This window comes from Sphingomonas sp. DMC8, from assembly GCF_056314185.1.
In genome coordinates this window covers 45,863-70,029 of record NZ_JBQUYV010000001.1, presented here as the reverse complement: position 1 = coordinate 70,029, position 24,167 = coordinate 45,863, and the positions used below count along the sequence as shown (strand labels likewise).

Sequence of the window (24,167 nt, the reverse complement as noted above, 5' to 3'; positions counted from 1 at the left end):
TTGCGCTGCCGTCGTGCTCCGTCCAGAGACAATTCTGGAGAATATGTTTTCAATATGCGCGGGTTAGCGGATTTCGATCCGGTCGTAGAGATACAGCCATCCGGCGCGGCAGGCCCGTCCCTGGAATTTTACAGGGCGGCCGGCGCGTTGCTGCCCTATGTTGAAACCTTCTATCTCTATCAGAATCCTGCCGCACTGGCCGAAGGCCCAGCGCGCGTGGACCTGGGCCAGGTGCGCATTTTCCTGTCAGGCGACGCGGACATTACCTTTGCCCATGGGCGCACCGAAAAGGCACCGCCTATATCGATAGTCGGGCCCACCATGGCCTATTCGAGTTATCGTCTGCGCGGGCCGGCACGCTGCTTCGGCCTGTCTCTGCGCGGTATCGGCTGGAAGAGCCTGGTGGGCCTGCCTGCCGACAAGGCTGCCGACCGGATTCTCGACGGCGAGATGCTGTTCGGCGCGGACGGATGCGCTGCGCTGGTGGCGGAATTGCAGGGGCTGACTCGTCTCGATGCGATGGTCGACGCGATCTATCCCTATTTGCGGGATCGGCTGGACCAGGCAAGGCCGGTCCCGCGTTCACACGTTACCTTCCTGCGCATCCTGCGCGAATGGGCGGCCTCTGCGGATCTGACCCTGGATGCGCTATACGCGGCGATGGCCGCCGGATCCGGCATGGGCCAGCGCCAGGTGCAGCGGCTGTGCAAGGAATATTTCGCCGGACCGCCCAATCATCTGCGCCGCAAATTCCGCGCCATCTGGGCGGCGATGCGCATCCATCGCGGCGATTCGCTGGCCGAAGTGGTCGTCCCCTTTGCCGACCAGTCGCACCTGATAAACGAAATCAAGCACTTCACCGGCCATACACCGGGCACGCTGCGCGACAGCATCGATCCGGTACTGGCGGCGACACTGGAGACGGAAACCTTTCACATTCTGCCCGATGTGATCCCGGAGACAGTTGACCTGACGCACGGCTGAGCCCACATGCCCAATCGGATCAACTTTGTCCGATTGAGAGTCGATGCGTCTTTCGAGCCTAGCCGATTATGCCGTGGTGATGCTGGCTGCTGCCGCGCGCCATTGCGGCGCGTCGTGTCGGCTCAACGCGACACTGCTGGCGAGCGAGACGGGCTTGCCGCTGCCAACCGTGCAGAAGCTGGTCAGCAAGCTTTCCGCCGCCGGCCTCATTGAAAGCGCACGCGGCACCGGCGGCGGCTTTCGCCTCGCCCGGCCGCCGGCGGCAATCAGCCTGGCGGACATCATCGAGGCGATCGAAGGGCCGATCGCTCTCACCATTTGCGTCGATTCGGCCCGGCACGACTGTGCGGTAGAGGGCAATTGCCGGGTGAAGCCACATTGGGGCGTGGTGAACAGCGCCGTGCGTTCGGCGCTAGCTGGTGTCAGCCTCGCCAGCCTCAGCAACCCGGCGCTTGCCGCAATGCCCGGCGCGGTGCATGGGCGCCAGCCTTCCGCTCCCGATCTTTCTTCTCCTTCTCCGGTGCTCGCCGGGGAAAGCCAGGTATCTTTCTGATGGCCACCAAGAATGCAGAGGCGCTCGCCGCCGCGAACAAGAAGTACGAATGGGGCTTCGCCTCGGACGTCGAACAGGAGTTCGCGCCCAAGGGGCTGAGCGAGGAAACCGTCCGCTACATCTCGGCCAAGAAGAACGAGCCCGAATGGATGCTCGACTGGCGGCTGAAGGCGTTCCGCCTGTGGCAGACGCTGGAGGCGCCGGACTGGGCCAAACTCAACGTGCCCCCGATCGACTATCAGGACGCCTATTACTACGCCGAGCCGAAGCAGAAGAAGACGATCGCCAGCCTCGACGAACTCGATCCGGAAATCCGCCGGACCTATGAGAAGCTGGGCATCCCGATCGAGGAGCAGAAGGTGCTCGCCGGCGTCGAGGGTGCGCGCAAGATTGCGGTCGACGCGGTGTTCGACAGCGTCTCGGTCGCAACCACCTTCCGCGCCGAGCTGAAGGCGGCTGGCGTCATCTTCCTGTCGATCAGCGAGGCGATCCGCGAATATCCCGAGCTCGTCCAGAAGTGGCTGGGCAAGGTCGTGCCGCAGCGCGACAATTATTTCGCCACGCTCAACAGCGCGGTCTTCTCCGACGGCACCTTCGTCTATGTGCCGGAGGGCGTGCGTTGCCCGATGGAGCTTTCGACCTATTTCCGCATCAATGCGGAAAATACCGGCCAGTTCGAACGCACGCTGATCGTCGCCGACAAGGGCGCGTATGTGTCCTATCTCGAAGGCTGCACCGCACCGATGCGCGACGAGAACCAGCTGCACGCCGCAGTGGTGGAACTGGTCGCGCTCGACGATGCCGAGATCAAATACTCGACCGTCCAGAACTGGTATCCGGGCGACGAGAACGGCAAGGGCGGCATCTACAATTTCGTCACCAAGCGCGCGCTGTGCCAGGGCCGCAACTCGAAGGTGAGCTGGACCCAGGTCGAAACCGGTTCGGCGATCACCTGGAAATACCCGAGCTGCGTGCTGGCGGGCGAGAACAGCGTCGGCGAATTCTATTCGGTGGCGGTCACCAACAACCGCCAGCAGGCCGATACCGGCACCAAGATGATCCATCTCGGCAAGGGCAGCCGCTCGACCATCGTGTCGAAGGGGATTTCGGCCGGGCACAGCGACAACACCTATCGCGGGCTGGTCCGCGTGGCGGCGAGCGCGGAGAATGTCCGCAATTTCACCCAGTGCGACTCGCTGCTGCTCGGCGACCAGTGCGGGGCGCATACCGTGCCCTATATCGAGGTGAAGAACCCAAGCGCACAGATCGAGCATGAGGCGACCACCAGCAAGATCAGCGACGACCAGCTGTTCTATGCGCTTCAGCGCGGACTGGACCAGGAAGCCGCCGTCGCGCTGATCGTCAACGGCTTCGCCCGCGAAGTGCTGCAGCAACTGCCGATGGAATTTGCGGTCGAGGCGCAGAAGCTGCTCGGCATTTCGCTTGAGGGGTCCGTCGGGTGATGCAGCTCTCCATGCCTCCCAGCCGTTGCGAAACCGCTGCAACCAGCGCTCCCCTTCCGCTTGCGGGAGGGGTCGGGGGAGGGACTGAGGTGTCGGTTTTTTCTCCAAGCGCCGCAGCCTCCTTCCACGCCTTCCCCTCCCCTAGCCCCTCCCGCAAGCGGGAGGGGAATGAATTCCGGATCGCTCAGCCTGTGGTCATCCGCGCAGGTTTAACGATGGCCCAGGGCCGCGTTTCAGGCCCGCAGGAGGTTTCATGATGTTGAACGCCCTTATCGTTGCCGCCTTCGCCTTCCAGTCCGGCGGCGTCGCAGTGGACAATTCGGCGCAGTTCGGTGCGGTGACCAACCATGCCCGCTGCATCGTTCGCGCAATCGGCGTCGCGCCGGCAGATGCGGGGGCGCGCTCGGCCAAGGTCGATGCCGCGATCAAGCAGTGCCGCGACTTCCTCGATTCCGACTTCCAGGCCGGCCGCCTCCTCCTCAACGACAAACCCTATCAGCCGAGCGCATGGCGCAAGCTGGTGCCGGTGCTCGACGCAGTGCAGGCCGACATCAAGGCCAGCGTCACTGCGCCCAAGCAATATAAGATCATGTGGAAGCTGCCCGACGGCTCGGTCGTCGATGCCTATGAAGTGAGCGCGCAGCCCAAGACCCTCCATCTCCTTACCGTGGCGATCTGACATCCATGCTGAACATCCAGAACCTGCACGCCGAAGTGGACGGCAAGGAAATCCTGAAAGGCCTGAGCCTTTCCGTGAACGCGGGCGAAGTGCACGCGATCATGGGGCCGAACGGCGCCGGCAAGTCGACCTTGGGCTATGTGCTCGGCGGCCGCGGCGGTTATGAAGCCACCGCTGGCAGCGTGACCTTCGACGGGCAGGATCTGCTTGAACTCGAACCGCATGAGCGCGCGGCGGCGGGCCTGTTCCTCGGCTTTCAGTATCCGGTCGAGATTCCCGGCGTGTCGAACGTGCAGTTCCTGCGCGAGGCGGCCAATGCCCAGCGCCGCAACCGGGGCGAGGCACAACTTTCCGGCGCCGAGTTCCTGAAGCTGGCGCGCGCCCAGGCGGCAGCACTCGGCATGGATGCGGAGATGCTCAAGCGGCCGGTGAATGTCGGCTTTTCGGGCGGCGAAAAGAAGCGCAACGAGATGGTGCAGATGGGGATTTTGAACCCCAAGCTTGCCATTCTCGACGAAACCGACAGCGGCCTCGACATCGACGCGCTGAAAGCGGTGGGCGAAGGCATCAACCGCATCATGCGCGCGCCGGACAAGGCGGTGCTGCTGATCACCCATTACCAGCGCCTGCTGGATTATGTGCAGCCAGACTTCGTCCATGTGCTGGCTGGCGGTCGCATCGTCCGTTCCGGCGGCCCGGAACTCGCGCTCGAGCTGGAGCGCGAGGGATACGGAGCGCTGGCGGCGTGACCGTGCTCGACCTTCCTTCAACCCGGCAGGAGGCGTGGCGCTGGTCCGACATGGACACGCTGCGTGCTGCTGCCCAGAGCCAGCAGGCGGCGCCGGGTGTCGATCCGGCCGACCTGTTCCTCGACATGGACGGCCCGCGTCTGTGCTTCGTCGATGGCGTGTTCGAACCCGCACACAGCCGGCCCGGCCCGGTGGAAGTCACCCGTCACATCCCGGCGACCGATCATCCGCTCGGCAGCCTCGCGATCGGCGAAGGCTGGACGCTGCATCTCGGGCCTGAACATGCCGCGACCTGCATCCAGATCGTCCATATCGGTACCGGTGGCGAGAACCATGTGCCTGCCCGCATCCTGCTGGCCGACGACGCCGTCGCAACCATCGTCGAGACCTTTGCCGGAACCGGCTGGGCCAACCGGCTGACCGCCATCGCGCTTGGCAAGGGCGCGCGGCTGATGCGTTCGGTGCGGCTGGTGCAGACCGGCGGCTTCGTCTCGATCCGCGACGAGGCGGAAATAGGCGAGGCGGCGAGCCTGGTATCGATCTTCCTAGGCGCGGGCAGCATGGGTAGCCGCATCGACGGCGCGCTGACGCTGACCGGTAAGGGTGCCTTTGCCGAAATGGGCGGGGCGCTGCTTACCAGCGGCATGCAGCGGCAGGAGGCTGCCGTCGCGGTGCGGCACGAGCAGGTCGAAGGTACATCGCGCCAGCTCTGGCGCGCGGTCGCGGCCGATCAGTCGGCGGCGAGCCTCGCCGCACGGGTGGAAGTCGCACGCGGCGCGCAGCAGACCGATGGCGAGCAGTCGCTGCGCGGCCTGCTGCTCCAGCGCAGCGCGACGGTGAACCTGAAGCCCGAACTCGAAATCTTCGCCGACGATGTGAAGTGCGCGCATGGCGCGACCGTCGGCGAGCTCGACCGCAACGCGCTCTTCTATCTGCAGAGCCGGGGTATCGAGGAAGCACAGGCCAAGGCGCTGCTGACCCATGCGTTCGTGGCGGATGCGCTCGCGCGGATCGGCGAGGAGCCGGTGCGTGAGGCGTTTGCGGCCGATGCGGCGAAGTGGCTCGAAACCTCCCTCTCCCAGCGGGAGAGGGAGGGGGCCCGCTCGGCGCAGCCGAGTGGGAAGGGTGAGGGCGAATGATGGCTGCTCACCCTCACCCTTCCGCGGCTGCGCCGCTCCCTCCCTCTCCCAATAGGAGAGGGAATGCAGCCCCGCTCGACCTGCTCGCAGACTTCCCCGCCATCCCCGCGGGCTGGGCCTATCTCGACACCGCCGCCACCTCGCAAAAGCCGCGCCCGGTGCTCGACGCGATCGCGCGCGGCTATGGCGAGACCTATGCCACCGTGCATCGCGGCGTGTACCAGCGCTCCGCCGACATGACGCTGGCGTTCGAGGCGGCGCGCGCCCGTGTCGCACGGTTCATCGGCGGACGGGCGGAAGAAGTGGTGTTCGTGCGCGGCGCGACCGAGGGGATCAACCTCGTCGCGCAATGTTACGCCGCCACCCGGCTCAAGGCCGGCGACCGCATCCTGCTCTCCGCGCTCGAGCATCATTCCAACATCGTGCCGTGGCAGATGGCGGCCGAGAAGATCGGCGCCGAGATCGACGTGGTACCGCTGACGGCGGACCACCGCATCGACCTGGACGCCATGGCCGCAATGCTGACCGACCGGCACAAGCTGGTCGCGCTCGCCCATGTCTCCAACGTGCTTGGCTCGGTCCTCGACGTCCGCCGCGCGACCGAACTGGCGCATGCTGCCGGGGCCCGCATCCTGATCGACGGTTGCCAGGCGGTTGCCCGGCTGCCGGTGAACGTCGCCCAGCTGGGCTGCGACTTCTACGTCTTCTCCGGCCACAAGCTCTACGGCCCGACTGGCATCGGCGTGCTTTGGGGCCGCTACGAGCTGCTAGACGCGATGCCCCCGTATCAGGGCGGCGGTTCGATGATCGATCGGGTCAGCTTCGCCAAGACGACCTATGCGCCCCCGCCGGGCCGCTTCGAGGCAGGCACCCCGCATATCGTCGGCGTGGTCGGGCTGCATGCGGCCATTGAGTATGTGGACAGCATCGGGCTGGACCGCATCCACGCGCACGAAACCGCGCTGGTCACCGAGACGCGCGCGGCGCTTGGCGGCATCAACAGCGTGCGGCTGTTCGGCCCGGCCGACAGTGCCGGCATTGTCAGCTTTGCAGTCGAAGGCGTCCACCCGCACGATGTCGCGACGATCCTTGACGAGGGCAATGTCGCGATCCGCGCCGGGCACCACTGCGCCCAGCCGCTGATGGATCTGCTGGAGGTTCCCGCCACCGCGCGGGCGAGCTTTGGCGTGTATAACGGGCCGGCCGATGTCGCCGCGCTGGTCAAGGGTATCGAACGGGTGACGAGGATCTTCGGATGAACGAAGAACGCAGGATCGTGGTGGAAGAGGTGGAAGCCGTCGAGGCACCCCCCAAGGCGCGCGTCGAGGACGCAGCCGCGCCCGCCGCCGAACGCAAGCGCGACTATCTTTCCGGTTTCCTCGCGCAGAAACCCGAGGCTCAGCCGGCCGGCGAACCGGGCGGCCCGCTGTACGAGGCGGTGATCGACGCGCTCAAGGAAATCTACGATCCCGAAATCCCGGTGAACCTGTACGATCTGGGGCTGATCTACGGCGTCGACATCACCGCCAACGGCCATGCCGCGATCACCATGACGCTGACCACGCCGCATTGCCCGGTGGCGGAATCGATGCCCGGCGAAGTCGAGCTGCGGGTGAGCGCGGTGCCGGGGATCAGCACGGTCGATGTGAATCTGGTATGGGATCCGCCCTGGGATCCGCAGAAGATGAGCGATGAGGCGAAACTGGAACTGGGGATGCTCTAAAGCCCCTCCCGCTTGCGGGAGGGGTTTGGGGAGGGGCTGACGATAGCACCGACCAACCCCATTTAAGATCAGCCCCTCCCCCGACCCCTCCCGCAAGCGGGAGGGGAGCCCAGACCGGGAGGGCGAGGCAGGAAGAAGCGATGACCACCACGACCACCCCCCGCCAGCGGCCCGCTGCGCTGCACCTTACTCCCGCCGCCGAGGCGCGCATTGCCGCGCTGATGGCGAAAGCGCCCGAAGGCACGGTGGGCGTGAAGCTTTCCACCCCGCGCCGGGGCTGTTCTGGCCTCGCCTATTCGGTCGATTACGTCACCGAGGCCAAGCCGCTCGACGAGAAGATCGAAACGCCCGGCGGCACCTTCTTCGTCGATGGTGCTTCGGTGCTCTACCTGATCGGCTCGACGATGGACTGGGTGGAGGATGATTTCACCGCCGGCTTCGTCTTCACCAATCCCAATGCCAAGGGCACTTGCGGCTGCGGCGAAAGCTTCATGGTGTAACGGGGCTTATTTCGCCCCGTCCGCCTTTTCGGGCAGCACCACCATCGACCAGTCCTTTTCCGGCCGCAGATATTTGGTCGCCAGCGCCTGCAGTTCCTCGGGCGTCACGCTGCCATAGTCGCGACCCAGATCGCGCATCGCGGCAATGCGGGCACGATCCTGGCTGCCGCCTTCCACCAACCCCATCCAGAAGCGGTTGCCGCTCGACTGGCGCAGCAGCATCTGTTTCAGCGGCGTGAGCGAGCGATTGAGCTCGTCGGCGTCGATCGGCTTGGCGACCAGATCGGCCGCGATGCTGCGTGCCAGCTGGAAGAAGAAGCCGGTCTTGTCCGGCGGCACCATGCCCAGTGCCATGAACTTGCCGCCGCCGGGCATGCCCACCGGCCAGTCGCTCATCACATTGGGCGAATAGCTGACCCCCGCCTGGCTGCGCAGCTGGTCGATCAGCCGGTCGCGGAACACGGCTGCCAGCACGTCGAGCTTGCGCCCTTCGGCAATGCCCGCGCTGCCGCCGCCGGTCGGCCAGGCAATCACCGCCGCAGCCTGATCGGCGGCGCCGGTATGGGTGCGCACCACCGGCTTGTCGTCATGCGCCGGGAAACGCGCGGGGGCAGCGTTCAGGATCACCGGCGCCCGCGCCGTCAGCGCGCCGAAGCTTTCGGCAACCGCCTTCACGGTCGCGTCGGCCTTCATGTCGCCGAACACTTCCACTTCGATCGGCCCGGTCTTGAGTATCGGCTCCCAAAAGGCGCGGAAGGCGGCCGGCGTCAGCGCCGCCACTTCCTCGCGGCTGGGCAGGCCCCAGCGCGGATCGCCATTGTGAAGCAGCGCGTCGAGATCGCGCCCCAACACCGCATCGGGCGACGCGGACAGGCCGGCATAGGCCGCCAGCGTCGCCGCCTTGGCGCGCAGCACCGGCTGCGGATCCCAGCCCGGCGCCGCCAGCTTGGTGGCGAACAGGCGCAGCTGATCGGCCAGGTCTTCCTTGTTGGTCTGCGCCTGGAAGGTGAAGGCATCGTCGCCAATGTCGAAGCCAAGCCCGATCTGGCGGCTGCCGGTCAGCGCATCGAGTTCTTCCTGCCCGAACTTGCCGATGCCGCTCGCCATCAGCGCCGTGCCGCCGGCCCAGGCCGGGGTACGGTGGTCGGTCGGCATCGCGCGCAGGCCGCCGCCGAAGCGGACATTCACCCAGACCTTGCCGACTTCGGAGGAATCCTCACGCATCAGCAGGCGCACGCCATTGGCGAACACGACTTCGTCCAGTTCGAGATCGGGGTCGATCCGGGTGCGGCTGGCCACCTTCCCGGATGCACCCAGCTTCGGCAATTGGTCGAAGCGGACATTGAGCGCCCGGCGCTTGGTGACGGCCGCCTTCACATCGGCCTGCAGCGCCGCCGCGACCTTCGACGTGACATCGGGATCGGGCACATGGGTGTTGACCAGCGCCCGTACCGCCACGCCCTCGAACACTTTCTTGGCCGATGCCTGCACGGCGGCGGGCGTGAACATCTTCTGCGCCACCGCGCCCTTGAAGATGGCGTAGGACGCCTCGGGCGTCGTCACCGTTTCGTTGATGTCGACGGCCTGGACCAGATCGTCGGCGATCGAAGCGGCGGCCTCCACCGGCGCGGTCGAGATGCGGTTGCGCATCACGGCATCGATCTCGGCCAGCTCGCGGTCGATTTCGGCCTGGGTCGGCGGTGCGGCCGCCGCCGCCGCTACCATCGCCCGCACGTCGCGCAGCGCCGCCTGCCAGTCGTCGGTTGCCGGCAGCACCGACAGCGTCGTCACATTGGCGGAGCGGGCGATGTCGTCGAGGTCGGCGCCGGCGGCGATGAACGAGGCGCCTGCCCGCGCCTTTGATTCCAGCCGCCGGTTGAGCACGCGAATCGCGACCAGATCGACCATGCGCTTCTGGTTGAAGATCACCGTGTCGGCATAGACGGTCCAGGGCCGCACGATCGCCATCAGCGCCATCGGCTGCACCGCCGGCTCGACGATGCTGGCGGCAACCGGGTGGTTGGGCATGGGCTTGCCGAAATCTGGCGTCTGCGGCGCCGGGCCGACGCCCTTCCAGTCGGAGAAATAGCGCTGGATCAGCGCCTCCAGCATCGCAGGATCGACATCGCCGATCGCGATGACCGTGGCGCGCTCGGGGCGATACCAGCGGTCATGAAAGGCCTGAACCATTGCCGGCGTGGCAGCATTGAGCGTCGCCACGGTGCCAATCGGCTCGCGGTCAGCAAGCGGCTGGCCGGCGAAGATCAGGTCATAGAGCGCATCCTGCATCCGCTTCTGCGGGGCGGGCTGTTCGCGTCCTTCGGCCAGCACCACCGGACGCTCCGCCCCCAGCGACTGTGCGTTGATCAGCGGGCCGGACATCATGCCCGCCAGGATCTTGAAGCTTTCGTCCAGCCCGGCCGGCGTCGCATTGGGCAAGTCGAGCTTGTAGGTCGTGCTGATGAAAGTCGTGCTGGCATTGCTGTCCGACCCGAAGGTCACGCCCAGCCGCTGCCACACCCGCTTCGATTCGCCGTCGGGCACGTGCACCGATCCGCGGAAGGTCAGGTGTTCGAGCAGATGGGCGAAGCCGCGCTCCGAATCCTGTTCCATCAGCGAGCCGGCATCGATCCGCACGCGGATCGACACCTGCCCCGGGGGCACGCCGTTTTTGCGCACTGCATAACGCAGCCCGTTCGACAGCCGCCCGAACTTCCACTTGTCGTCATGGACAAGGTCGCTGCCCTTGTAGAGCCAGGGGTCGTCGGCGGTCTGGACAACCCCGGGCTGGGTCTGGGCCTGTGCCGGCGCGGGCAGCGTCGGGACGAGCAGCGCGAGGAAGAGCGGAGCGAAGCGCGGCGCGCGCAGGAAAGACAGCATGAAGCCCTTTCTAGAGGGGAGTTGCGTTGCTTGCCACCGCGAACCTTTCTGCCGGCTGTACGCCATAACTTACCGCGGCAGTGCCATGTTTTGGACCCAAGTGGGGGAATAAACCGGGCGCGGGGAGATGTTGCGTCGCAGCACCGCAAGCGTCGTGACAGGAAGTTTCTGAGGTGATTCGGCGTGCAGTCCAGGTCGAGACGGGGCGAGACAGGCAAAGATGGCGTAGCGGCACTGGCCGCGCGCGCCGCGCCTGCGCCCGCGCTGGCCGTGATTGCTGCCGCCGCTGCTCCGGACGGGGGCGCACAACCTGTCCGTGGCGACTCGCGGACGATCCGCTTCGCACGGCTGCTGGCGCGCTTCTTCGACCGACCGATTGCCGCGGCATCGTGCGTCTCCACCGCACCGGTGCTGGACGTGCGCGATTTCGCCTGGACCGCAACGCTACGCGACCAATGGCGTGCTGTCCGCGAAGAGGCGATCGCCGTCGCGCTGCAAAGCCGGCCGGGCACGTCGCCCGATCCGCGCGCCCTGGCACCTGACAGCCGCTGGCGCAGCTTCTTCCTGTGGGGCTATGGCCACCGTATCGACGCACATTGCGCGCGTTGCCCCGAAACCAGCCGGCTGGTGGAACAGATTCCCGGCCTCAACAGCGCCTGTTTTGCGGTGCTGGCGCCGGGCACGCATGTGCCGGTGCATCGCGGCGTCACCAAAGGGCTGATTACCTGCCATCTGGGGCTGATCGTGCCGCGCGACGGCGATGTGCGGATGCGCATCGATCGCCGGACGGTGCGCTGGGCGGAGGGTGAAACGCTGCTGTTCGACGACAGCTATCCGCACGAATTGTGGAACGACAGCAGCCATCATCGCGTCGTGCTGGTGGTCCAGTTCCGCCGCCCGCTGCGGGCGCCGGGGCGGTGGCTGGCGGATGGTCTGCTCCGCCTGCTGCAGCGTTCGGCGCGCATCCTTGCCCGCACGCGCAGCGTGCGGCGGTGGAAGTCGATCGAGGACTGAGCCGCGTTGCCGGGGCGCGTCGGCTTGGCTAAGCCCTTGCCCATGCTTCGCCCCTTTCACCTCGCCTTTCCGGTCCATGACCTTGCGGCGGCGCGCGCCTTTTATGGCGACGTGCTCGGCTGCCCCGAGGGGCGTTCGTCCGATCAGTGGATCGACTTCGACCTGTTCGGCCATCAGATCGTCGCGCATCTCGATCCTGCGGCGAAGCCGGTCGTGGTGGAGAATGCCGTCGACGGGCACGACGTGCCGGTGCCGCATTTCGGCGTGGTGCTGACCATGGCCGACTGGCAGGCGCTGGCCGACCGGGTGGCCGCTGCCGGAATCGCGTTCGGCATCGCGCCGCACATCCGCTTCCAGGGGCAGGTGGGCGAACAGGCGACGATGTTCTTCCGCGACCCCAGCGGCAATGCGCTGGAGTTCAAGGCCTTCGCCGACGACTCCATGTTGTTCGCGAAATGAGCGGCATGCCCGTCAGCGTCGACATTCCTCACCAGCTCGGTCGTGCCGGGGCGCGCGCGCGGATCGAGGGCAAGATCGGCCGGCTCGCGGAGAAGATCCCCGGCGGGGGCGCAGTCGAGCATCGCTGGGAAGGCGACAGCCTGCACCTCGTCGTGACCGCGATGGGGCAGACCGTTACCGGGCGGATCGATGTCGCCGAGGCGCATGTCCATGTCGAAGTCGCGCTGCCCGGCATGCTGGGGCTGTTCGCGGGCATGCTGCGCAGCAAGCTGGAACAGGACGGGCCCAGGCTGCTCGCCCAGGCCCAGGACCGGTAGTTAGCGACTGGCGCTGACCCGCCAGATCACATTGCCGACATCGTCCGCCACCAGCAGCGCGCCGCCGGCGCCGGTGATGACGCCGACCGGGCGCCCCTGCGCATTGCCCTTGGCGTCGAGGAAGCCGGTCAGCACGTCGACCGGCTTGGCATCACGCTTCGGAAAGCCATTGTCGCCGAACGGGACGAAGACGACCTTGTAGCCCGAAAGCGGCTGGCGGTTCCACGAGCCGTGCTCGCCGATAAAGGCACCCTTGGCATAGGCCGGGCCAAGACGGGCACCATCGGCAAAGGTCAGGCCCAGCGGCGCCGTATGCGCTCCCAGCGCGAAATCGGGCCGACGGACATATTCGCGCAGATCCGGCCGGCCGGGTTCGACGCGCTTGTCTTCATAGCCGCCCCAATATTGCCAGGGCCAGCCGAAGAAGGCGCCCAGATCGACGCGGCTGAGATAGTCGGGCGGCATGTCGGAGCCGAGCATGTCGCGTTCGTTGACGACGGCCCACAATGCGCCGGTGCTGGGTTCGAACGCCATGCCATTGGCATTGCGAATACCCCAGGCGAAGACGCGGCTGCGCTTGGTATCCGGGTTCACTTCCAGAATGACCGCGCGATTGCCGGTCTGCTGCGCGGCAGCGGCCATCTGCCCGGGTGTTTCCGCGCTGTAGATCGGGCCTTCGGCCTCGAGCCCGTCTTCGGCGATGTTCGACGAAGAACCGATGCTGACATAGAGCGTCTTGCCGTCATTCCCGACCACGACATTGCGCGCCCAGTGATTGCCGCCACCGGGGAGCGACAGAATCTTTTCGGGCTTGGCAGCGATCTTGGTCTCGCCTTCCTTGTACGGATAGCGGACCAGCGCGTCGGTATTGGCGACATAGAGCCAGCCGCCCGCCAGCGCCATGCCATAGGGAGAGTTGAGGCCGGTGAGGAAGGTGCTGCGCACATCCGCCACGCCGTCGCCGTCGCTGTCCCGCAGCAGCGTGATGCGGTTTGCCGAAGGGACGCCGGCGCCGGCCTTGTCCATCAGCATCCCCATCACCCAGCCGGTGATCCCACCCACCTGGCGGGGCGGCGAGTTTGTTTCGGCCACGAGAATGTCGCCGTTGGGCAACTGATAGAGCCAGCGCGGATGATCGAGCTTGTCGGCGAAGGCGGCGACCTGGAGCCCGGCGGCGGGCTTCGGTTTTGCACCATTCTGCCAGCCCACCGCCTTGGCGACGCCGATGGTCGGCACGCTCTGATAGCGGGGATCGCTCAGTTGCGGGTCGCGGCCGGTGACGGCTCCTTCGCTGAGCTGCGCCACATCGGGCCGGCTGAGATAATAGAGGGTGGCAGCGCCGGCGACGACGAGAATGCCGAGGGCGATCAGAATACGCTTGAGCATGGTGCCACCGATAGGGCGAGGGCGAAGCGAAGCCAATGCGGATTCGCTGCAAGGACGATCACCTTCGCCCGTCCCACCGCTTCGGGCGATAGGAGGGCGAGGGTGACGGTCTGAGCACTTACCGCACCAGATCGGCGTGCATCACCTTGCTCCACGCCTTGCCGAACGCCGCGACGAAGGCCGCTTCGGCATCGTCGGTGGCATAGGCTTCGGCCAGTGCGCGCAGTTGCGAATTGGCGCCGAAGATCAGGTCGACGCGGGTACCGGTCCACTTGGCCTCGCCGCTCGCACGGTCCTTCGCGACGAAGCTGCCGTCCCCTTGCGCTTCCCATTTCGCCGTGAAGCTGGTGGCGAGCAGGTTGCGGAAGAAGTCGTTGGTCAACACGCCCGGACGATCGGTGAACACGCCGTGCTTGCTGTCGCCATGATTGGCGCCCAGCACACGCAGCCCGCCCACCAGCACGGTCATTTCCGGCGCAGTCAGCGTCAGCAGCGCCGCGCGGTCGACCAGCAGTTCCTCGGCCGAATAGCTGCTCGTCCGGCCCGCATAATTGCGGAACCCGTCGATCACCGGTTCCAGCGGTGCGAAGCTGTGCGCATCGGTCTGCTCGGCGCTGGCGTCGGTCCGGCCGGGCGTGAAGGGCAGCGCCAGGCTATGGCCCGCCTGCTTCGCCGCCGCTTCCACCGCCCCGTCGCCAGCGAGCACGATCAGGTCGGCAAGCGACACTTTCTTGCCGCCGGTCTGCGCCGCGTTGAACTTCGCCTGGATGCCGTCCAGCACGGACAGCGCCTTGGCCAGCTCGGCGGGCTCGTTCACGGCCCAGTCCTTTTGCGGCGCGAGCCGGATGCGCGCGCCATTGGCGCCGCCGCGCCGATCGGTGCCGCGATAGGTGCTCGCCGAGGCCCAGGCGGTCTTCACCAGCCGGGCGATCGACAGACCCGAGGCGAGGACTTCCGCCTTCAGCACAGCAGCATCCTCCGCGTCGATCAGCGGGTGATCGACCAGCGGCACCGGATCCTGCCACAGCCGCGGCTCGGCCGGCACTTCCGGTCCCTTCAACCGGGCATGCGGCCCCATGTCGCGGTGGGTCAGCTTGTACCAGGCCTCGGCAAAGGCATGGGCGAACTGATCGGGGTTCTCGTAGAAGCGCCGCGAGATTGGTCCGTAGATCGGGTCGAAGCGGAGCGACAGGTCAGTCGTCAGCATCGTCGGACGGTGCTTCTTCGACGGATCATGCGCGTCGGGGATCACCTCGGCCGCATCCTTGGCAACCCACTGGTGCGCGCCGGCCGGGCTCTTGGTGAGTTCATATTCGTATTCGAACAGGTTCTTGAAGAAGCCGTTGCCCCACTGGGTCGGCGTTTCGGTCCAGGTGACTTCCAGCCCGCTGGTGATCGTATCGCCGCCATTGCCTGTGCCATAGCCATTGGCCCAGCCAAGCGCCTGCATCTCGATGCCCGCGCCTTCCGGCTCCGGCCCGACATATTTGCTCGGATCGGCAGCACCATGGGCCTTGCCGAAGGTGTGTCCGCCGGCGATCAGCGCAACCGTCTCCTCGTCATTCATCGCCATGCGCGCGAAGGTCTCGCGGATGTCGTGCGCAGCGAGCAGCGGATCGGGGTTGCCATCCGGGCCTTCCGGATTGACGTAGATGAGGCCCATCTGCACCGCCGCCAGCGGATTGGCGAGGTCGCGCTCGCCCGAATAGCGGCCGCCCGGCTTTTCGCTGGTCTGCAGCCATTCGCGTTCCGGACCCCAGTTCACGTCGCGCTCCGGCTCCCACACATCGGCGCGGCCGCCGCCGAAACCGGCGGTCTTGAAACCCATCGATTCGAGCGCGCAATTGCCGGCCAGGATCAGCAGGTCGGCCCAGGACAAGGCCCGGCCGTATTTCTGCTTGATCGGCCACAGCAGCATCCGCGCCTTGTCGAGATTGGCATTGTCCGGCCAGGAATTGAGCGGCGCGAAACGCTGCGTGCCCGACCCGGCGCCGCCGCGCCCGTCGCCGATACGGTAGGTGCCGGCGCTGTGCCACGCCATGCGGATGAACAACGGGCCGTAATGGCCGAAATCTGCCGGCCACCAGGCCTGCGAATCAGTCATCAGCGCGAAGATGTCCGCCTTTACCGCCGCCAGATCGAGCGTCTGGAATGCGGCGACATAATCGAAATCGGCGCCCATCGGGTCGCCGGCGGGCGGGTTCGGGTGGAGGACGCTCAGGTCGAGCTGGTTCGGCCACCAGGTCCGGTTGGTCATTTCGAACAGGACGGCGTTACCGTCCATCTTGCCACCATGCATCGGGCATTTCGATTCGGCGTTCATGCGAGCATCTCCAACGAGCGATGAGTTCTGCCGCGACCATGCCAGCCCCACGCCAATCGGAGAAATCGATTAGTTTCCCCACAGTGATCGATCGAGCAAGCAATTCGCTACGCCAGAGGGTGACGTGGCCGCGGATGCGGCCCCACCTGTCCCGTCAAACCATGCGAAAAATCGAACCTATATCAGGCGCGCCCCGGCGCGCATGGCCTCAGGCAGCATCCTCGGCGGGGACATGCGGCGGATGGAGCCGCAGCCGGTTGACCTTACGCGCATCGGCGTCGATCACTTCTAGCTTCCAGCCGCTGTCATGTTCCAGGCATTCGCCCACTTCGGGCACATGGCCGGCCAGCACGAAGGCGAGGCCGCCGATCGTGTCGACATCCTCCTCGACCTCGCCCAGCCGGGGATCGACAGTCTCGGCGACATCCTCCAGCTCGGCGCGGGCATCGGCTTCCCAGCCGCCGCCATCGATCGGCACGATCAGCGCCGCGGGCGCCTCATCATGCTCGTCTTCGATCTCGCCGACGATTTCCTCGATCAGATCCTCGATCGTGATCAGCCCCTCGGTGCCCGAATATTCGTCGAGCACGACCGCAAGATGCGTCCGCTTCACCCGCATCTGCGCGAGCAGGTCGAGCGCGCCCATCGATTGCGGCACATAAAGCGGCTGGCGAATCAGCGCGGCGATCGTCGGCGGATGCGGCACGCCCTTTGCCAGTATCTCGAACACGTCCTTGATATGGACCATGCCGATGATCGTATCGAGTTCCTCACGATACACCGGCAACCGGCTATGCCCCGCTTCGGCAAAGAGCTGGACCAGATCGGCGAAGCTGGTCTGTTCCTCTACGGCGATAATGTCGGCGCGCGGTACGCCGACATCGCCAGCATCGCGCTCACCGAAATGCAGCAGATTCTTGAGCATCTGCCGCTCGATCGGCGCCAGATCGCCCGCCGGCCCGCGGCGGCCATCGCTCTCATGCTCTTCAATGGCTTCTTCCAGGCGCTCGCGCAGCGTTTCTTCCTGTTCCTCGCCGAACAGGAGTGCGCGCAAGCTGCGCCATATGCCGCCATTTTCGTGTCGGGGTTCAGGCGAGCCGGTACTGGGGCCCTCGGGCATGTTGGTCGTCAATCCTCGCGTACGGGATAGGGGTCGTGCAGGTTCAGGGCAGCCATCGCGGCCTGCTCCATCGCCTCCATCGCTTCTGCCTCGGCATCCCCCATATGGTCATATCCTAGCAGATGCAGCATGCCATGGACAATCAGATGCGTGGCATGCGCCTCGACGGAAATGCCCCTTTCGGCGGCTTCGGCGGTACAGACGCCATGCGCCAGCACGATATCGCCCAGCAATACTTCGCCATCATCGCTGTTCTGCGTCACCGCATCGAGCAGATCGGGCTGGATCATCGGGAAGGACAGCACGTTGGTCGGCTTGTCCTTGTCGCGATACTGGCGGTTGAGGCTGTGGACTTCGTCGTCGCTGGTGAAGCGCACCGCGACTTCGATCGTCGTCGGCCAGTCGCGCCATTCGGCATAGGGCGTCTCGGCCATCGCCGCCTCGGCCGCGCGCACGGCAAGCGCTTCCCAATCGCCCTCAGGCCAGGGGGATTCGGGCAGGGCGGCAACATCAAGCATCAGGCGAGGTCCGTCTGGACAAAGTCATTTCCCTTGTAGAGCAGCCTGGCGTTGTTCGCGACGGCGCACGCATAGGCGAAGCAATCGCCCATGTTGAGCGCAGCCGGGTGCACGCCCTTACCGTAAACGGCGTAACTACGCAGCGCCAGATCGGCTTCCTGCTCGCCTATCGCGACGATGCGAATGCGCAGTTCTTCGGAAAAAGCGAAGGCGCGCTGCGTAGCCTCGGGCAAGGTCAGCCTGTACGACTTGTGCAACCCTATTATCGTCTCCCATCGCGCGACTGGGGACCAGATCGCATCCTCATCAAGCAGCCGGGCCATCATCGTATCGCGCTCGGGCTCCCCGCCGAGAATGGCGATGGCAGCGGACGCATCGACGAACAGCGTCACAGGTCGCCGGAGAGCGCGTCGAAAAACGCCTTGTCGATCGCAATCTCGCGGGGTTCGGGCGTGGGAAAGCGCGCGTCGAATCGCTCTAGCCACGCGCGCGCGCGCGAAAGCTTGTCCTCGTGACTATTCTGCTCCAGCGCCTCAACCGCCCGCCGGACCGCCTCGGTCTTGGACAGGCCTAAGCGGCTTGCAAGGCGGCTCACCCGCTCGCTCGTTTCGCTGTCTTTGATGTAGAGGGATGCCACACCACGTCTCCGCTGGGATATCCTCAATATAGATCAGGATATCCCGTCCTTCAACCCGCCCCGCCCTCATAGGCGGCGACGATTCGCCCGACGATCGGGTGGCGCACCACGTCGCCCACGCCGAAGCGCACCATCGAGATGCCCTCGACGCCCTCCAGCCGGTTGACCGCGTCGTTCAGGCCCGATGCGGCCGGCCCGCCGGGAAGGTCGGTCTGGTTCGGGTCGCCGCAGATCACCATTCGGCTGCCCTGGCCGAAGCGGGTAAGGAACATCTTCATCTGCATCGGCGTGGTGTTCTGCGCCTCGTCGAGGATCACGAACGCCTCGGCCAGCGTCCGCCCGCGCATGAAGGCGATCGGCGCGATTTCGATCTCGCCCGAGGCGATTCGCCGCTCGACCTGTTCGGCGGGCAGGCAGTCATAGAGCGCGTCGTAAATCGGGCGGAGATAGGGATCGACCTTCTCCTTCATGTCGCCGGGCAGGAAACCCAGCCGCTCGCCCGCCTCCACCGCGGGACGCGACAGGATCAGCCGCTGGACGCTGCCCGAAATAAGCTGCGCAACCGCCTGCGCCACCGCCAGATAGGTCTTGCCGGTACCCGCCGGCCCCAGCGCGAAGATCAGATCGTTCGACGCCAGCTCGCGCATATAATGCGTCTGCGTCACCGAACGCGGCACGATCGTCTTCTTGCGGGTACGGATCATGATCGACGGCGGCGCTGCGTTGCCGGTCGGCTCCGCCCGGACAATGCCGGTGAACATGGGCTCGCTCGACATGGCGATGACCGCGTCGATCAACCCGCCATCGACATCCTCGCCTCTGATCACGCGGCTGTGCAGTTCCTGCAGCACTTCGCGGGCATGGGCGACGGCTTCGGCCGTGCCCTCGATCACTACCCGCTGGCCGCGCGCATGGATGTACACGCCCAGCCGCTCCTCGAGCATCAGCAGGTTTGCATCGAACTCACCGAATAGCTGCGGCAGGAGCTGGGGCTTGTCGAAATTCACCTCGACCCGGGAACGTTCGCCGGACTGGGCGGGGACAGGCTTGCGGCTCATGCGGTCCTTTCGATGCTGGGGGCGGTTGCGCGAATCATGCGCCCCTGGCGGGGCAAACCTTGACATGGTGCGGAGGTTCCTTGGCGCATGATAGGGAAGGAGGATGACAGAGGAAATCGCGACTGCACAGGGGGGAGATGACCCCGCAACCGCTATAGTGCCAAGGTGTGACGCGCAGGCGACAATCGCCGCCCGCCCACATCAGTCCACGATGATCCTACCAGCCAGCGAGTTGGGGCCTGCGCTGACGATTTCCACCGACACCATATCGCCGACCGCCGCGTCGGTTTCGAGATGGACCGATTGCAGCCAGGGCGATTTGCCGATCATCTGGCCGGGATGGCGCCCCCTACGTTCGATCAGCAGATCACAGGTCTTGCCGACGCTCGCCTGATTGAACGCCAGCTGGTCGCGGTTGAGCGCCGCCTGCAGCCGCTGCAGCCGTTCGTCGGCGACTTCGGCGGGCAGGAACTGCTCGACCAGCTCGGCCGCCGGCGTGCCAGGACGCGGCGAATATTTGAAGCTGAAGCACTGGGCATAGCCGACCGCGTCCACCAGCTGCAGCGTCTCTTCGAACTCGGCCTCGGTCTCGCCCGGAAAGGCGACGATGAAGTCGCCCGACAGCGCAATGTCCGGCCGCGCCGCGCGTACCCGCTCCAGAATGCGCAGGTAGGAATCGCGCGTGTGGCTGCGGTTCATTGCTTTCAGGATGCGGTCGCTGCCCGCCTGTACCGGCAGGTGCAGGAACGGCATCAGCTTGGGCACATGCGCATGCGCCTCGATCAGCCCGTCGGCCATGTCGTTGGGATGGCTGGTGGTATAGCGGATGCGCGCCAGCCCCTCGATCCGGTCGAGTGCGATGATCAGGTCGTGCAGCCCCCGGCCGTCATCATCGCCCCAGGCGTTGACGTTCTGGCCGAGCAGCGTGATTTCGCGCGCGCCGGCATCGACCAGTGCCTTTGCCTCGTCGACGATCGCCGCGAACGGCCGGCTTACTTCGGCGCCGCGCGTATAGGGCACCACGCAATAGGTGCAGAATTTGTCGCAGCCTTCCTGCACCGTCAGGAACGCGCTGGGACCCACCTTGCGGCGGGCGGGCAGGCGGCCGAACTTGCTGTCGACCGGCATGTCGGTGTCGAGGCCCAATTGCCCCTCGGCCGCGCGCGCGACGAGATCGGGCAGGTTGTGATAGGCCTGTGGCCCCACCACCACGTCCACCTTGGCGCGGCGGGCGATCTCCTCCCCTTCGGCCTGCGCGACGCAGCCGGCAACCGCGATCATCGGCTTGCCGCTTTCGCGCAGCTTCAGCCGGCCAATCTCCGAATAGACCTTCTCGGTCGCCTTCTCGCGGATGTGACAGGTGTTGAGTACGACGAGATCGGCCTGATCGGCTTCGGCCGCGACAAGGCCCTGGGCAGCCATCAGCTCGCCCATGCGCTCGCCGTCATAGACGTTCATCTGGCAGCCGTACGACTTGACGTGATAGGTTTTGGGGGTGGTCATGATCGGCGCGCCTATACGCGCAAACGGCGGAGAACTGTAGCCCCCCGGCGCGGACTCTCCCCTCCCGCAAGCGGGAGAGGAAAGCTGATCGAAAAGCCGGACTTACCCGCCTGCCGGCTCCTTGTACCCGATCGCTTCGTGCGCGAAGCGGAACGGGCGGAGCGGATGGTGCAGCGCGCCGACCAGTGCCGCCTCGATCCGCCGCCGGCTTTCCGCCGCGATCGCCTTGCGGCCGGGGAAGTCGCGCGGATCGAACGGTTCGAGGAAGTGCACCTTCAGCCGGAACCGTCCCTTGCGCGCGAGCACCCGCTTGGCGTTGTTGAGCCCGCGTTCCTGGCCGATCCAGGCGATGTCCTCGCCCGCGGCGCCGTAATGGAGCATCACCGGCTGCACCATCACGCCCGGCGGCGGCGGCTCCAGCACGCGCAGCATCGGCGTCTTGAACGGCAGCAGCGACTTGCCATCGGTGGTCGTGCCTTCCGGAAAGACGGTGATCGCCCAGTTCTCCGTCAGCGCATCGCGCAGCTGGTTGATCTGTTCGGCAACCCCCATCCGGTTTTCGCGCTTCACATAAACCGTGCGGTTGAGCCCGGCGAGCCAGCCCACCAGCGGCGAGGTGCCGATTTCCGCCTTGGCGACAAAGGCAGTGCCGCTCGCCCCGCCCAGCGCCAGAATGTCGATCCAGCTCAAATGGTTGGAAATATAGAAGACGTCCCGCTTCAGCGGCGTGCCGACGCACCTGACGCGCGCGCCGCAGATCCGCGCCGCGCTGCCCAGGAAAAATCGCGGCCAGGGCGAAGGCAGGCGCAGCAGCCGGAACAGATAATGCATCGGCAGATGCACCATTAGCGCCAAGACCAGCCCCGCGATGCGGAGCCAGAGGCGGACGATTTCCGGTGCCGTCAATTTCGTGGCAAGACCCTGCGCCGCTTCTTCGCGGCGCTGCGCGGCCCGCTCAGTTCTTGCGATCGAGCGCAACCCCGTACAGCTCCATGCGGTGATCGACCAAGCGGAAACCCAGGCGCTCCGCAATCTGCTTCTGCAGCAATTCCAGTTCGGGATCGACGAACTCGATCACCTTGCCCGATTCGACATCGATCAGATGGTCGTGATGCGCCTCGGGCGCGGGTTCGTAGCGGGCGCGACCATCACCGAAATCATGACGATCGAGAATACCCGCCTCTTCGAACAGCCGCACCGTGCGATAGACCGTCGCGATCGAGATGCCCGGATCGATCGCGGCCGCGCGCTCATAGACTTTTTCGACGTCCGGATGATCGTCCGCATCGGAAAGCACGCGCGCGATCACCTTGCGCTGTTCGGTGATGCGCAGTCCCTTTTCGTGGCACAGCGCTTCGAGATCGATCTTGCGAGACATGGCCTTCCTGTAACGCCATTGGGCAGCCGGGGAAAGGGCGGGCTTTCGGTGCGCCGCCGTTTGGCGATACGCAAAACGCCGGCGGAAGCGATCCGCCGGCGTTCCATAAGCCTTCGATCCTTTATGGACCGGGATCAGCGCTTGCGACGCTTGGTACCCAGGCCGATCTTCTTCGCGAGGCTGCGGCGCTGCTCAGCGTAATTCGGTGCGACCATCGGATAATCTGCAGGCAGATTCCACTTGGCGCGATACTGCTCTGGGGTCATCTGATAATGCGTCATCAGATGGCGCTTGAGCATCTTCAGCTTCTTGCCGTCTTCCAGGCAGACAATGTAGTCCGGCTTCACCGAAGCACGGATCGAAACGGCCGGCTCCTGCTTTACTTCGGGCTCGGCGGCGACATCGCCCAGGCCACTCAGCGCCCCATGGACATTCTGGATCAGCAGGGGAAGGTCAGAGACTGCGACACTATTATTACTAACATGGGCTGCAACAATATCGGCAGTGAGCGCAACGAGCGTTTCCTGAATGTCGGAAGCGGCTTCCATCTTGTTTCCTTTCGACCCGTTTTAGGTGGTGACTATAGCTTGTCCCCTGCACGCTCCTATCGATCGAATTGAAACCGATGGCAAGTCGTTCACCATGAAGTTCTAGAAAAAACTAGATGAGCTTATGGGAGAATGTCCAAGCATCCAGAGCCCGTCCGCTATTCCCCCGATAATAACCGGGCCGTTCTCCAACTTTCTCAAAACCTTCGCGCTGATATAGCATAACAGCGCCGTTCCCCGCCCGCACCTCCAGGTGAATCGTGGCGCCGCCGCGGTGCCGCGCCTCGGCAACCACGGCACGCAGCAAGGCCCCGCCAACGCCTCTGCGCCGGACGGAGGGAAGCGTCGCGAGCAGCAGCAATTCGGCCTCGTCCAGCATAGCCCGCGCCAGCGCGAAGCCGCAATCGACGCCGTCGATGCTGGCAATGACGAGCCAGACGCCGGAAAGCGACATCATCCCCATGCACTGCGCCTTGGTCCAGGCCTCGCCATATTCTGGGTCGAATGCCTGCTGCATGATCCGCTGAACGGAACCCAGATCCTGCACCCCGCCCTCACGCAAAGTGATCTGGTGCAGCAGCGCGCTCATGCCAGTCCCCGCTCCGCCAGCGTCTTGGCATCGGGTCCACGGCCATAGAGCGGCCGGGGCGGCAATGTGGCCAGCACTTCGGGCAGCAGCACCGCATCTGCGGCACAGGGCAAGGCCTCTTCGGCAGGCAAGGCGGGATCGAGCGCCAGCAGATGGCGTACGCCGCTGCCCACCGCCCTCCGTGCCGCAACGGCTGCCAGTGCAGCTGCCGGTTGGAGCGAGGCGAGCGGCCCATCGGCGGCCAGCGGCGCATCGCCAAAGGTCTGGAGAAAGACTTCGCCGTGGCCGCCTTCCAGCACCACCGCCAGCGAATCGCAGTCCGGAATGCGGGCGAAGGCGGCGGCGGCGATCAGCGCCAGCGACGAATAGCCGCCGACCGTCGCACCCCAGCCGATCGCCAGCCCGCGTGCCGCCGCCAGCCCCACGCGCACGCCTGTGAAGCTGCCCGGCCCGACATCGACGAGAATGCGCGCCGCACGCCCGCCACCGGTCAGTGCGGCGATCATCGGGATCAACCGTTCGGCATGGCCGCGACCCACGACCTCGTGAGCCGCAGCCACCACGGCACCATGTTCGACCAACGCCACCGAACAGGCGGCGGTGGCAGTTTCGATCACCAGCGTGCGCGGAGATTCAGCCATCGCCCC

General features: G+C 65.8%; 26 protein-coding genes. 12 read left to right on the top strand and 14 right to left on the bottom strand.

Translation table 11 applies throughout. The annotated features are described in order from the left end of the window. Positions 1–54: 54 nt before the first annotated feature. From ACT53K_RS00365 to ACT53K_RS00325, 9 genes are all read left to right on the top strand, one after another. On the top strand, positions 55–984 hold the full coding sequence (locus ACT53K_RS00365) for a DUF6597 domain-containing transcriptional factor (RefSeq protein ID WP_476226540.1): 930 nt from the start codon (positions 55–57) through the stop codon (positions 982–984). 43 nt (positions 985–1,027) lie between these two features. Beyond that, the gene (locus ACT53K_RS00360) at positions 1,028–1,537 is read left to right on the top strand and encodes an SUF system Fe-S cluster assembly regulator (protein ID WP_476226539.1); all 510 of its coding nucleotides are present in this window, start codon (positions 1,028–1,030) and stop codon (positions 1,535–1,537) included. Further along, a complete protein-coding gene (sufB, locus tag ACT53K_RS00355) occupies positions 1,537–3,000 on the top strand; it encodes a Fe-S cluster assembly protein SufB (protein WP_476226538.1) in 1,464 nt (487 codons plus the stop codon). Before ACT53K_RS00360 ends, sufB begins: the two co-directional genes overlap by 1 nt. A gap of 253 nt (positions 3,001–3,253) precedes the next feature. Continuing rightward, complete coding sequence (locus tag ACT53K_RS00350; RefSeq protein WP_476226537.1) at positions 3,254–3,679, top strand: hypothetical protein; 426 nt, start codon at positions 3,254–3,256, stop codon at positions 3,677–3,679. A gap of 5 nt (positions 3,680–3,684) precedes the next feature. Beyond that, complete coding sequence (sufC, locus tag ACT53K_RS00345) at positions 3,685–4,428, top strand: Fe-S cluster assembly ATPase SufC (protein ID WP_476226536.1); 744 nt, start codon at positions 3,685–3,687, stop codon at positions 4,426–4,428. Further along, a complete protein-coding gene (locus ACT53K_RS00340; protein WP_476226535.1) occupies positions 4,425–5,567 on the top strand; it encodes a SufB/SufD family protein in 1,143 nt (380 codons plus the stop codon). Before sufC ends, ACT53K_RS00340 begins: the two co-directional genes overlap by 4 nt. Beyond that, positions 5,567–6,826, top strand: a complete 1,260-nt coding sequence (locus ACT53K_RS00335) for a cysteine desulfurase (RefSeq protein ID WP_476227261.1) — start codon at positions 5,567–5,569, stop codon at positions 6,824–6,826. The genes ACT53K_RS00340 and ACT53K_RS00335 overlap by 1 nt, the downstream gene beginning before the upstream one ends. Beyond that, entirely contained in the window at positions 6,823–7,290 is a 468-nt protein-coding gene (locus ACT53K_RS00330) for an SUF system Fe-S cluster assembly protein (protein ID WP_476226534.1), read from the top strand. The genes ACT53K_RS00335 and ACT53K_RS00330 overlap by 4 nt, the downstream gene beginning before the upstream one ends. Positions 7,291–7,430: 140 nt before the next feature. Beyond that, positions 7,431–7,790, top strand: a complete 360-nt coding sequence (locus ACT53K_RS00325; protein WP_476226533.1) for a HesB/IscA family protein — start codon at positions 7,431–7,433, stop codon at positions 7,788–7,790. Positions 7,791–7,796: 6 nt separating this feature from the next. Here ACT53K_RS00325 and ACT53K_RS00320 read toward each other — a convergent pair whose 3' ends face one another. After that, positions 7,797–10,670 carry a M16 family metallopeptidase gene (locus ACT53K_RS00320; protein ID WP_476226532.1) on the bottom strand — a complete coding sequence of 958 codons (2,874 nt, stop codon included), beginning with the start codon at positions 10,668–10,670 and terminating at the stop codon, positions 7,797–7,799. 183 nt (positions 10,671–10,853) lie between these two features. On the opposite strand from ACT53K_RS00320, the gene ACT53K_RS00315 reads away from it, so the two are divergent. From ACT53K_RS00315 to ACT53K_RS00305, 3 genes are read left to right on the top strand one after another with little or no spacing between them, the layout of a single operon-like run. Further along, entirely contained in the window at positions 10,854–11,684 is an 831-nt protein-coding gene (locus tag ACT53K_RS00315) for an aspartyl/asparaginyl beta-hydroxylase domain-containing protein (RefSeq protein ID WP_476226531.1), read from the top strand. Between the two features lie 42 nt (positions 11,685–11,726). After that, on the top strand, positions 11,727–12,143 hold the full coding sequence (locus tag ACT53K_RS00310; protein ID WP_476226530.1) for a VOC family protein: 417 nt from the start codon (positions 11,727–11,729) through the stop codon (positions 12,141–12,143). Beyond that, the gene (locus ACT53K_RS00305; protein WP_476226529.1) at positions 12,140–12,460 is read left to right on the top strand and encodes a polyhydroxyalkanoic acid system family protein; all 321 of its coding nucleotides are present in this window, start codon (positions 12,140–12,142) and stop codon (positions 12,458–12,460) included. Before ACT53K_RS00310 ends, ACT53K_RS00305 begins: the two co-directional genes overlap by 4 nt. Here the strand turns inward: ACT53K_RS00305 and ACT53K_RS00300 are convergent, their stop codons facing one another. The 13 genes from ACT53K_RS00300 to tsaB all read right to left on the bottom strand — a co-directional run bounded on the left by ACT53K_RS00300 (position 12,461) and on the right by tsaB (position 24,161). Continuing rightward, on the bottom strand, positions 12,461–13,846 hold the full coding sequence (locus ACT53K_RS00300; protein ID WP_476226528.1) for a PQQ-dependent sugar dehydrogenase: 1,386 nt from the start codon (positions 13,844–13,846) through the stop codon (positions 12,461–12,463). 118 nt (positions 13,847–13,964) lie between these two features. Beyond that, the gene (gene katG, locus ACT53K_RS00295) at positions 13,965–16,169 is read right to left on the bottom strand and encodes a catalase/peroxidase HPI (RefSeq protein ID WP_476226527.1); all 2,205 of its coding nucleotides are present in this window, start codon (positions 16,167–16,169) and stop codon (positions 13,965–13,967) included. Positions 16,170–16,377: 208 nt separating this feature from the next. Then, positions 16,378–17,289, bottom strand: coding sequence for a hemolysin family protein (locus ACT53K_RS00290; protein WP_476226526.1), 912 nt, complete (start codon positions 17,287–17,289; stop codon positions 16,378–16,380). A gap of 8 nt (positions 17,290–17,297) precedes the next feature. Continuing rightward, on the bottom strand, positions 17,298–17,807 hold the full coding sequence (gene ybeY / locus ACT53K_RS00285) for an rRNA maturation RNase YbeY (RefSeq protein WP_476226525.1): 510 nt from the start codon (positions 17,805–17,807) through the stop codon (positions 17,298–17,300). Beyond that, positions 17,807–18,199: a type II toxin-antitoxin system VapC family toxin gene (locus tag ACT53K_RS00280; protein WP_476226524.1), complete on the bottom strand. Its 393-nt coding sequence runs from the start codon at positions 18,197–18,199 to the stop codon at positions 17,807–17,809. Before ACT53K_RS00280 ends, ybeY begins: the two co-directional genes overlap by 1 nt. Continuing rightward, on the bottom strand, positions 18,196–18,444 hold the full coding sequence (locus ACT53K_RS00275; RefSeq protein ID WP_476226523.1) for a type II toxin-antitoxin system VapB family antitoxin: 249 nt from the start codon (positions 18,442–18,444) through the stop codon (positions 18,196–18,198). Before ACT53K_RS00275 ends, ACT53K_RS00280 begins: the two co-directional genes overlap by 4 nt. Positions 18,445–18,494: 50 nt before the next feature. Next, a complete protein-coding gene (locus ACT53K_RS00270; RefSeq protein WP_476226522.1) occupies positions 18,495–19,502 on the bottom strand; it encodes a PhoH family protein in 1,008 nt (335 codons plus the stop codon). 201 nt (positions 19,503–19,703) lie between these two features. Further along, complete coding sequence (gene miaB, locus ACT53K_RS00265; RefSeq protein WP_476226521.1) at positions 19,704–21,005, bottom strand: tRNA (N6-isopentenyl adenosine(37)-C2)-methylthiotransferase MiaB; 1,302 nt, start codon at positions 21,003–21,005, stop codon at positions 19,704–19,706. A gap of 102 nt (positions 21,006–21,107) precedes the next feature. After that, the gene (locus tag ACT53K_RS00260) at positions 21,108–21,911 is read right to left on the bottom strand and encodes a lysophospholipid acyltransferase family protein (protein WP_476226520.1); all 804 of its coding nucleotides are present in this window, start codon (positions 21,909–21,911) and stop codon (positions 21,108–21,110) included. A gap of 49 nt (positions 21,912–21,960) precedes the next feature. Continuing rightward, positions 21,961–22,383 (bottom strand): Fur family transcriptional regulator, encoded by a 423-nt coding sequence (locus ACT53K_RS00255; RefSeq protein WP_026008925.1) that lies wholly within the window; start codon positions 22,381–22,383, stop codon positions 21,961–21,963. A gap of 134 nt (positions 22,384–22,517) precedes the next feature. Then, positions 22,518–22,931: a Ros/MucR family transcriptional regulator gene (locus ACT53K_RS00250; RefSeq protein ID WP_476226519.1), complete on the bottom strand. Its 414-nt coding sequence runs from the start codon at positions 22,929–22,931 to the stop codon at positions 22,518–22,520. Positions 22,932–23,043: 112 nt separating this feature from the next. Next, on the bottom strand, positions 23,044–23,520 hold the full coding sequence (locus ACT53K_RS00245) for a GNAT family N-acetyltransferase (protein WP_476226518.1): 477 nt from the start codon (positions 23,518–23,520) through the stop codon (positions 23,044–23,046). Then, positions 23,517–24,161: a tRNA (adenosine(37)-N6)-threonylcarbamoyltransferase complex dimerization subunit type 1 TsaB gene (gene tsaB / locus ACT53K_RS00240; RefSeq protein WP_476226516.1), complete on the bottom strand. Its 645-nt coding sequence runs from the start codon at positions 24,159–24,161 to the stop codon at positions 23,517–23,519. The genes ACT53K_RS00245 and tsaB overlap by 4 nt, the downstream gene beginning before the upstream one ends. Positions 24,162–24,167 lie beyond the last annotated feature (6 nt).

What these genes read in the sequence shown, in the direction of transcription:
- ACT53K_RS00305 (WP_476226529.1), top strand. Translation starts at nt 12,140, where the DNA reads ATGAGCGGCATGCCCGTCAGCGTCGACATTCCTCACCAGCTCGGTCGT.
- ACT53K_RS00310 (WP_476226530.1), top strand. Translation starts at nt 11,727, where the DNA reads ATGCTTCGCCCCTTTCACCTCGCCTTTCCGGTCCATGACCTTGCGGCG.
- ybeY (WP_476226525.1), bottom strand. Translation starts at nt 17,807, where the DNA reads ATGCTTGATGTTGCCGCCCTGCCCGAATCCCCCTGGCCTGAGGGCGAT.
- ACT53K_RS00335 (WP_476227261.1), top strand. Translation starts at nt 5,567, where the DNA reads ATGGCTGCTCACCCTCACCCTTCCGCGGCTGCGCCGCTCCCTCCCTCT.
- ACT53K_RS00350 (WP_476226537.1), top strand. Translation starts at nt 3,254, where the DNA reads ATGATGTTGAACGCCCTTATCGTTGCCGCCTTCGCCTTCCAGTCCGGC.
- ACT53K_RS00290 (WP_476226526.1), bottom strand. Translation starts at nt 17,289, where the DNA reads ATGCCCGAGGGCCCCAGTACCGGCTCGCCTGAACCCCGACACGAAAAT.
- sufC (WP_476226536.1), top strand. Translation starts at nt 3,685, where the DNA reads ATGCTGAACATCCAGAACCTGCACGCCGAAGTGGACGGCAAGGAAATC.
- ACT53K_RS00325 (WP_476226533.1), top strand. Translation starts at nt 7,431, where the DNA reads ATGACCACCACGACCACCCCCCGCCAGCGGCCCGCTGCGCTGCACCTT.
- ACT53K_RS00270 (WP_476226522.1), bottom strand. Translation starts at nt 19,502, where the DNA reads ATGAGCCGCAAGCCTGTCCCCGCCCAGTCCGGCGAACGTTCCCGGGTC.
- ACT53K_RS00245 (WP_476226518.1), bottom strand. Translation starts at nt 23,520, where the DNA reads ATGAGCGCGCTGCTGCACCAGATCACTTTGCGTGAGGGCGGGGTGCAG.
- ACT53K_RS00255 (WP_026008925.1), bottom strand. Translation starts at nt 22,383, where the DNA reads ATGTCTCGCAAGATCGATCTCGAAGCGCTGTGCCACGAAAAGGGACTG.
- sufB (WP_476226538.1), top strand. Translation starts at nt 1,537, where the DNA reads ATGGCCACCAAGAATGCAGAGGCGCTCGCCGCCGCGAACAAGAAGTAC.
- ACT53K_RS00365 (WP_476226540.1), top strand. Translation starts at nt 55, where the DNA reads ATGCGCGGGTTAGCGGATTTCGATCCGGTCGTAGAGATACAGCCATCC.
- miaB (WP_476226521.1), bottom strand. Translation starts at nt 21,005, where the DNA reads ATGACCACCCCCAAAACCTATCACGTCAAGTCGTACGGCTGCCAGATG.
- ACT53K_RS00320 (WP_476226532.1), bottom strand. Translation starts at nt 10,670, where the DNA reads ATGCTGTCTTTCCTGCGCGCGCCGCGCTTCGCTCCGCTCTTCCTCGCG.
- katG (WP_476226527.1), bottom strand. Translation starts at nt 16,169, where the DNA reads ATGAACGCCGAATCGAAATGCCCGATGCATGGTGGCAAGATGGACGGT.
- ACT53K_RS00250 (WP_476226519.1), bottom strand. Translation starts at nt 22,931, where the DNA reads ATGGAAGCCGCTTCCGACATTCAGGAAACGCTCGTTGCGCTCACTGCC.
- tsaB (WP_476226516.1), bottom strand. Translation starts at nt 24,161, where the DNA reads ATGGCTGAATCTCCGCGCACGCTGGTGATCGAAACTGCCACCGCCGCC.
- ACT53K_RS00360 (WP_476226539.1), top strand. Translation starts at nt 1,028, where the DNA reads ATGCGTCTTTCGAGCCTAGCCGATTATGCCGTGGTGATGCTGGCTGCT.
- ACT53K_RS00300 (WP_476226528.1), bottom strand. Translation starts at nt 13,846, where the DNA reads ATGCTCAAGCGTATTCTGATCGCCCTCGGCATTCTCGTCGTCGCCGGC.
- ACT53K_RS00330 (WP_476226534.1), top strand. Translation starts at nt 6,823, where the DNA reads ATGAACGAAGAACGCAGGATCGTGGTGGAAGAGGTGGAAGCCGTCGAG.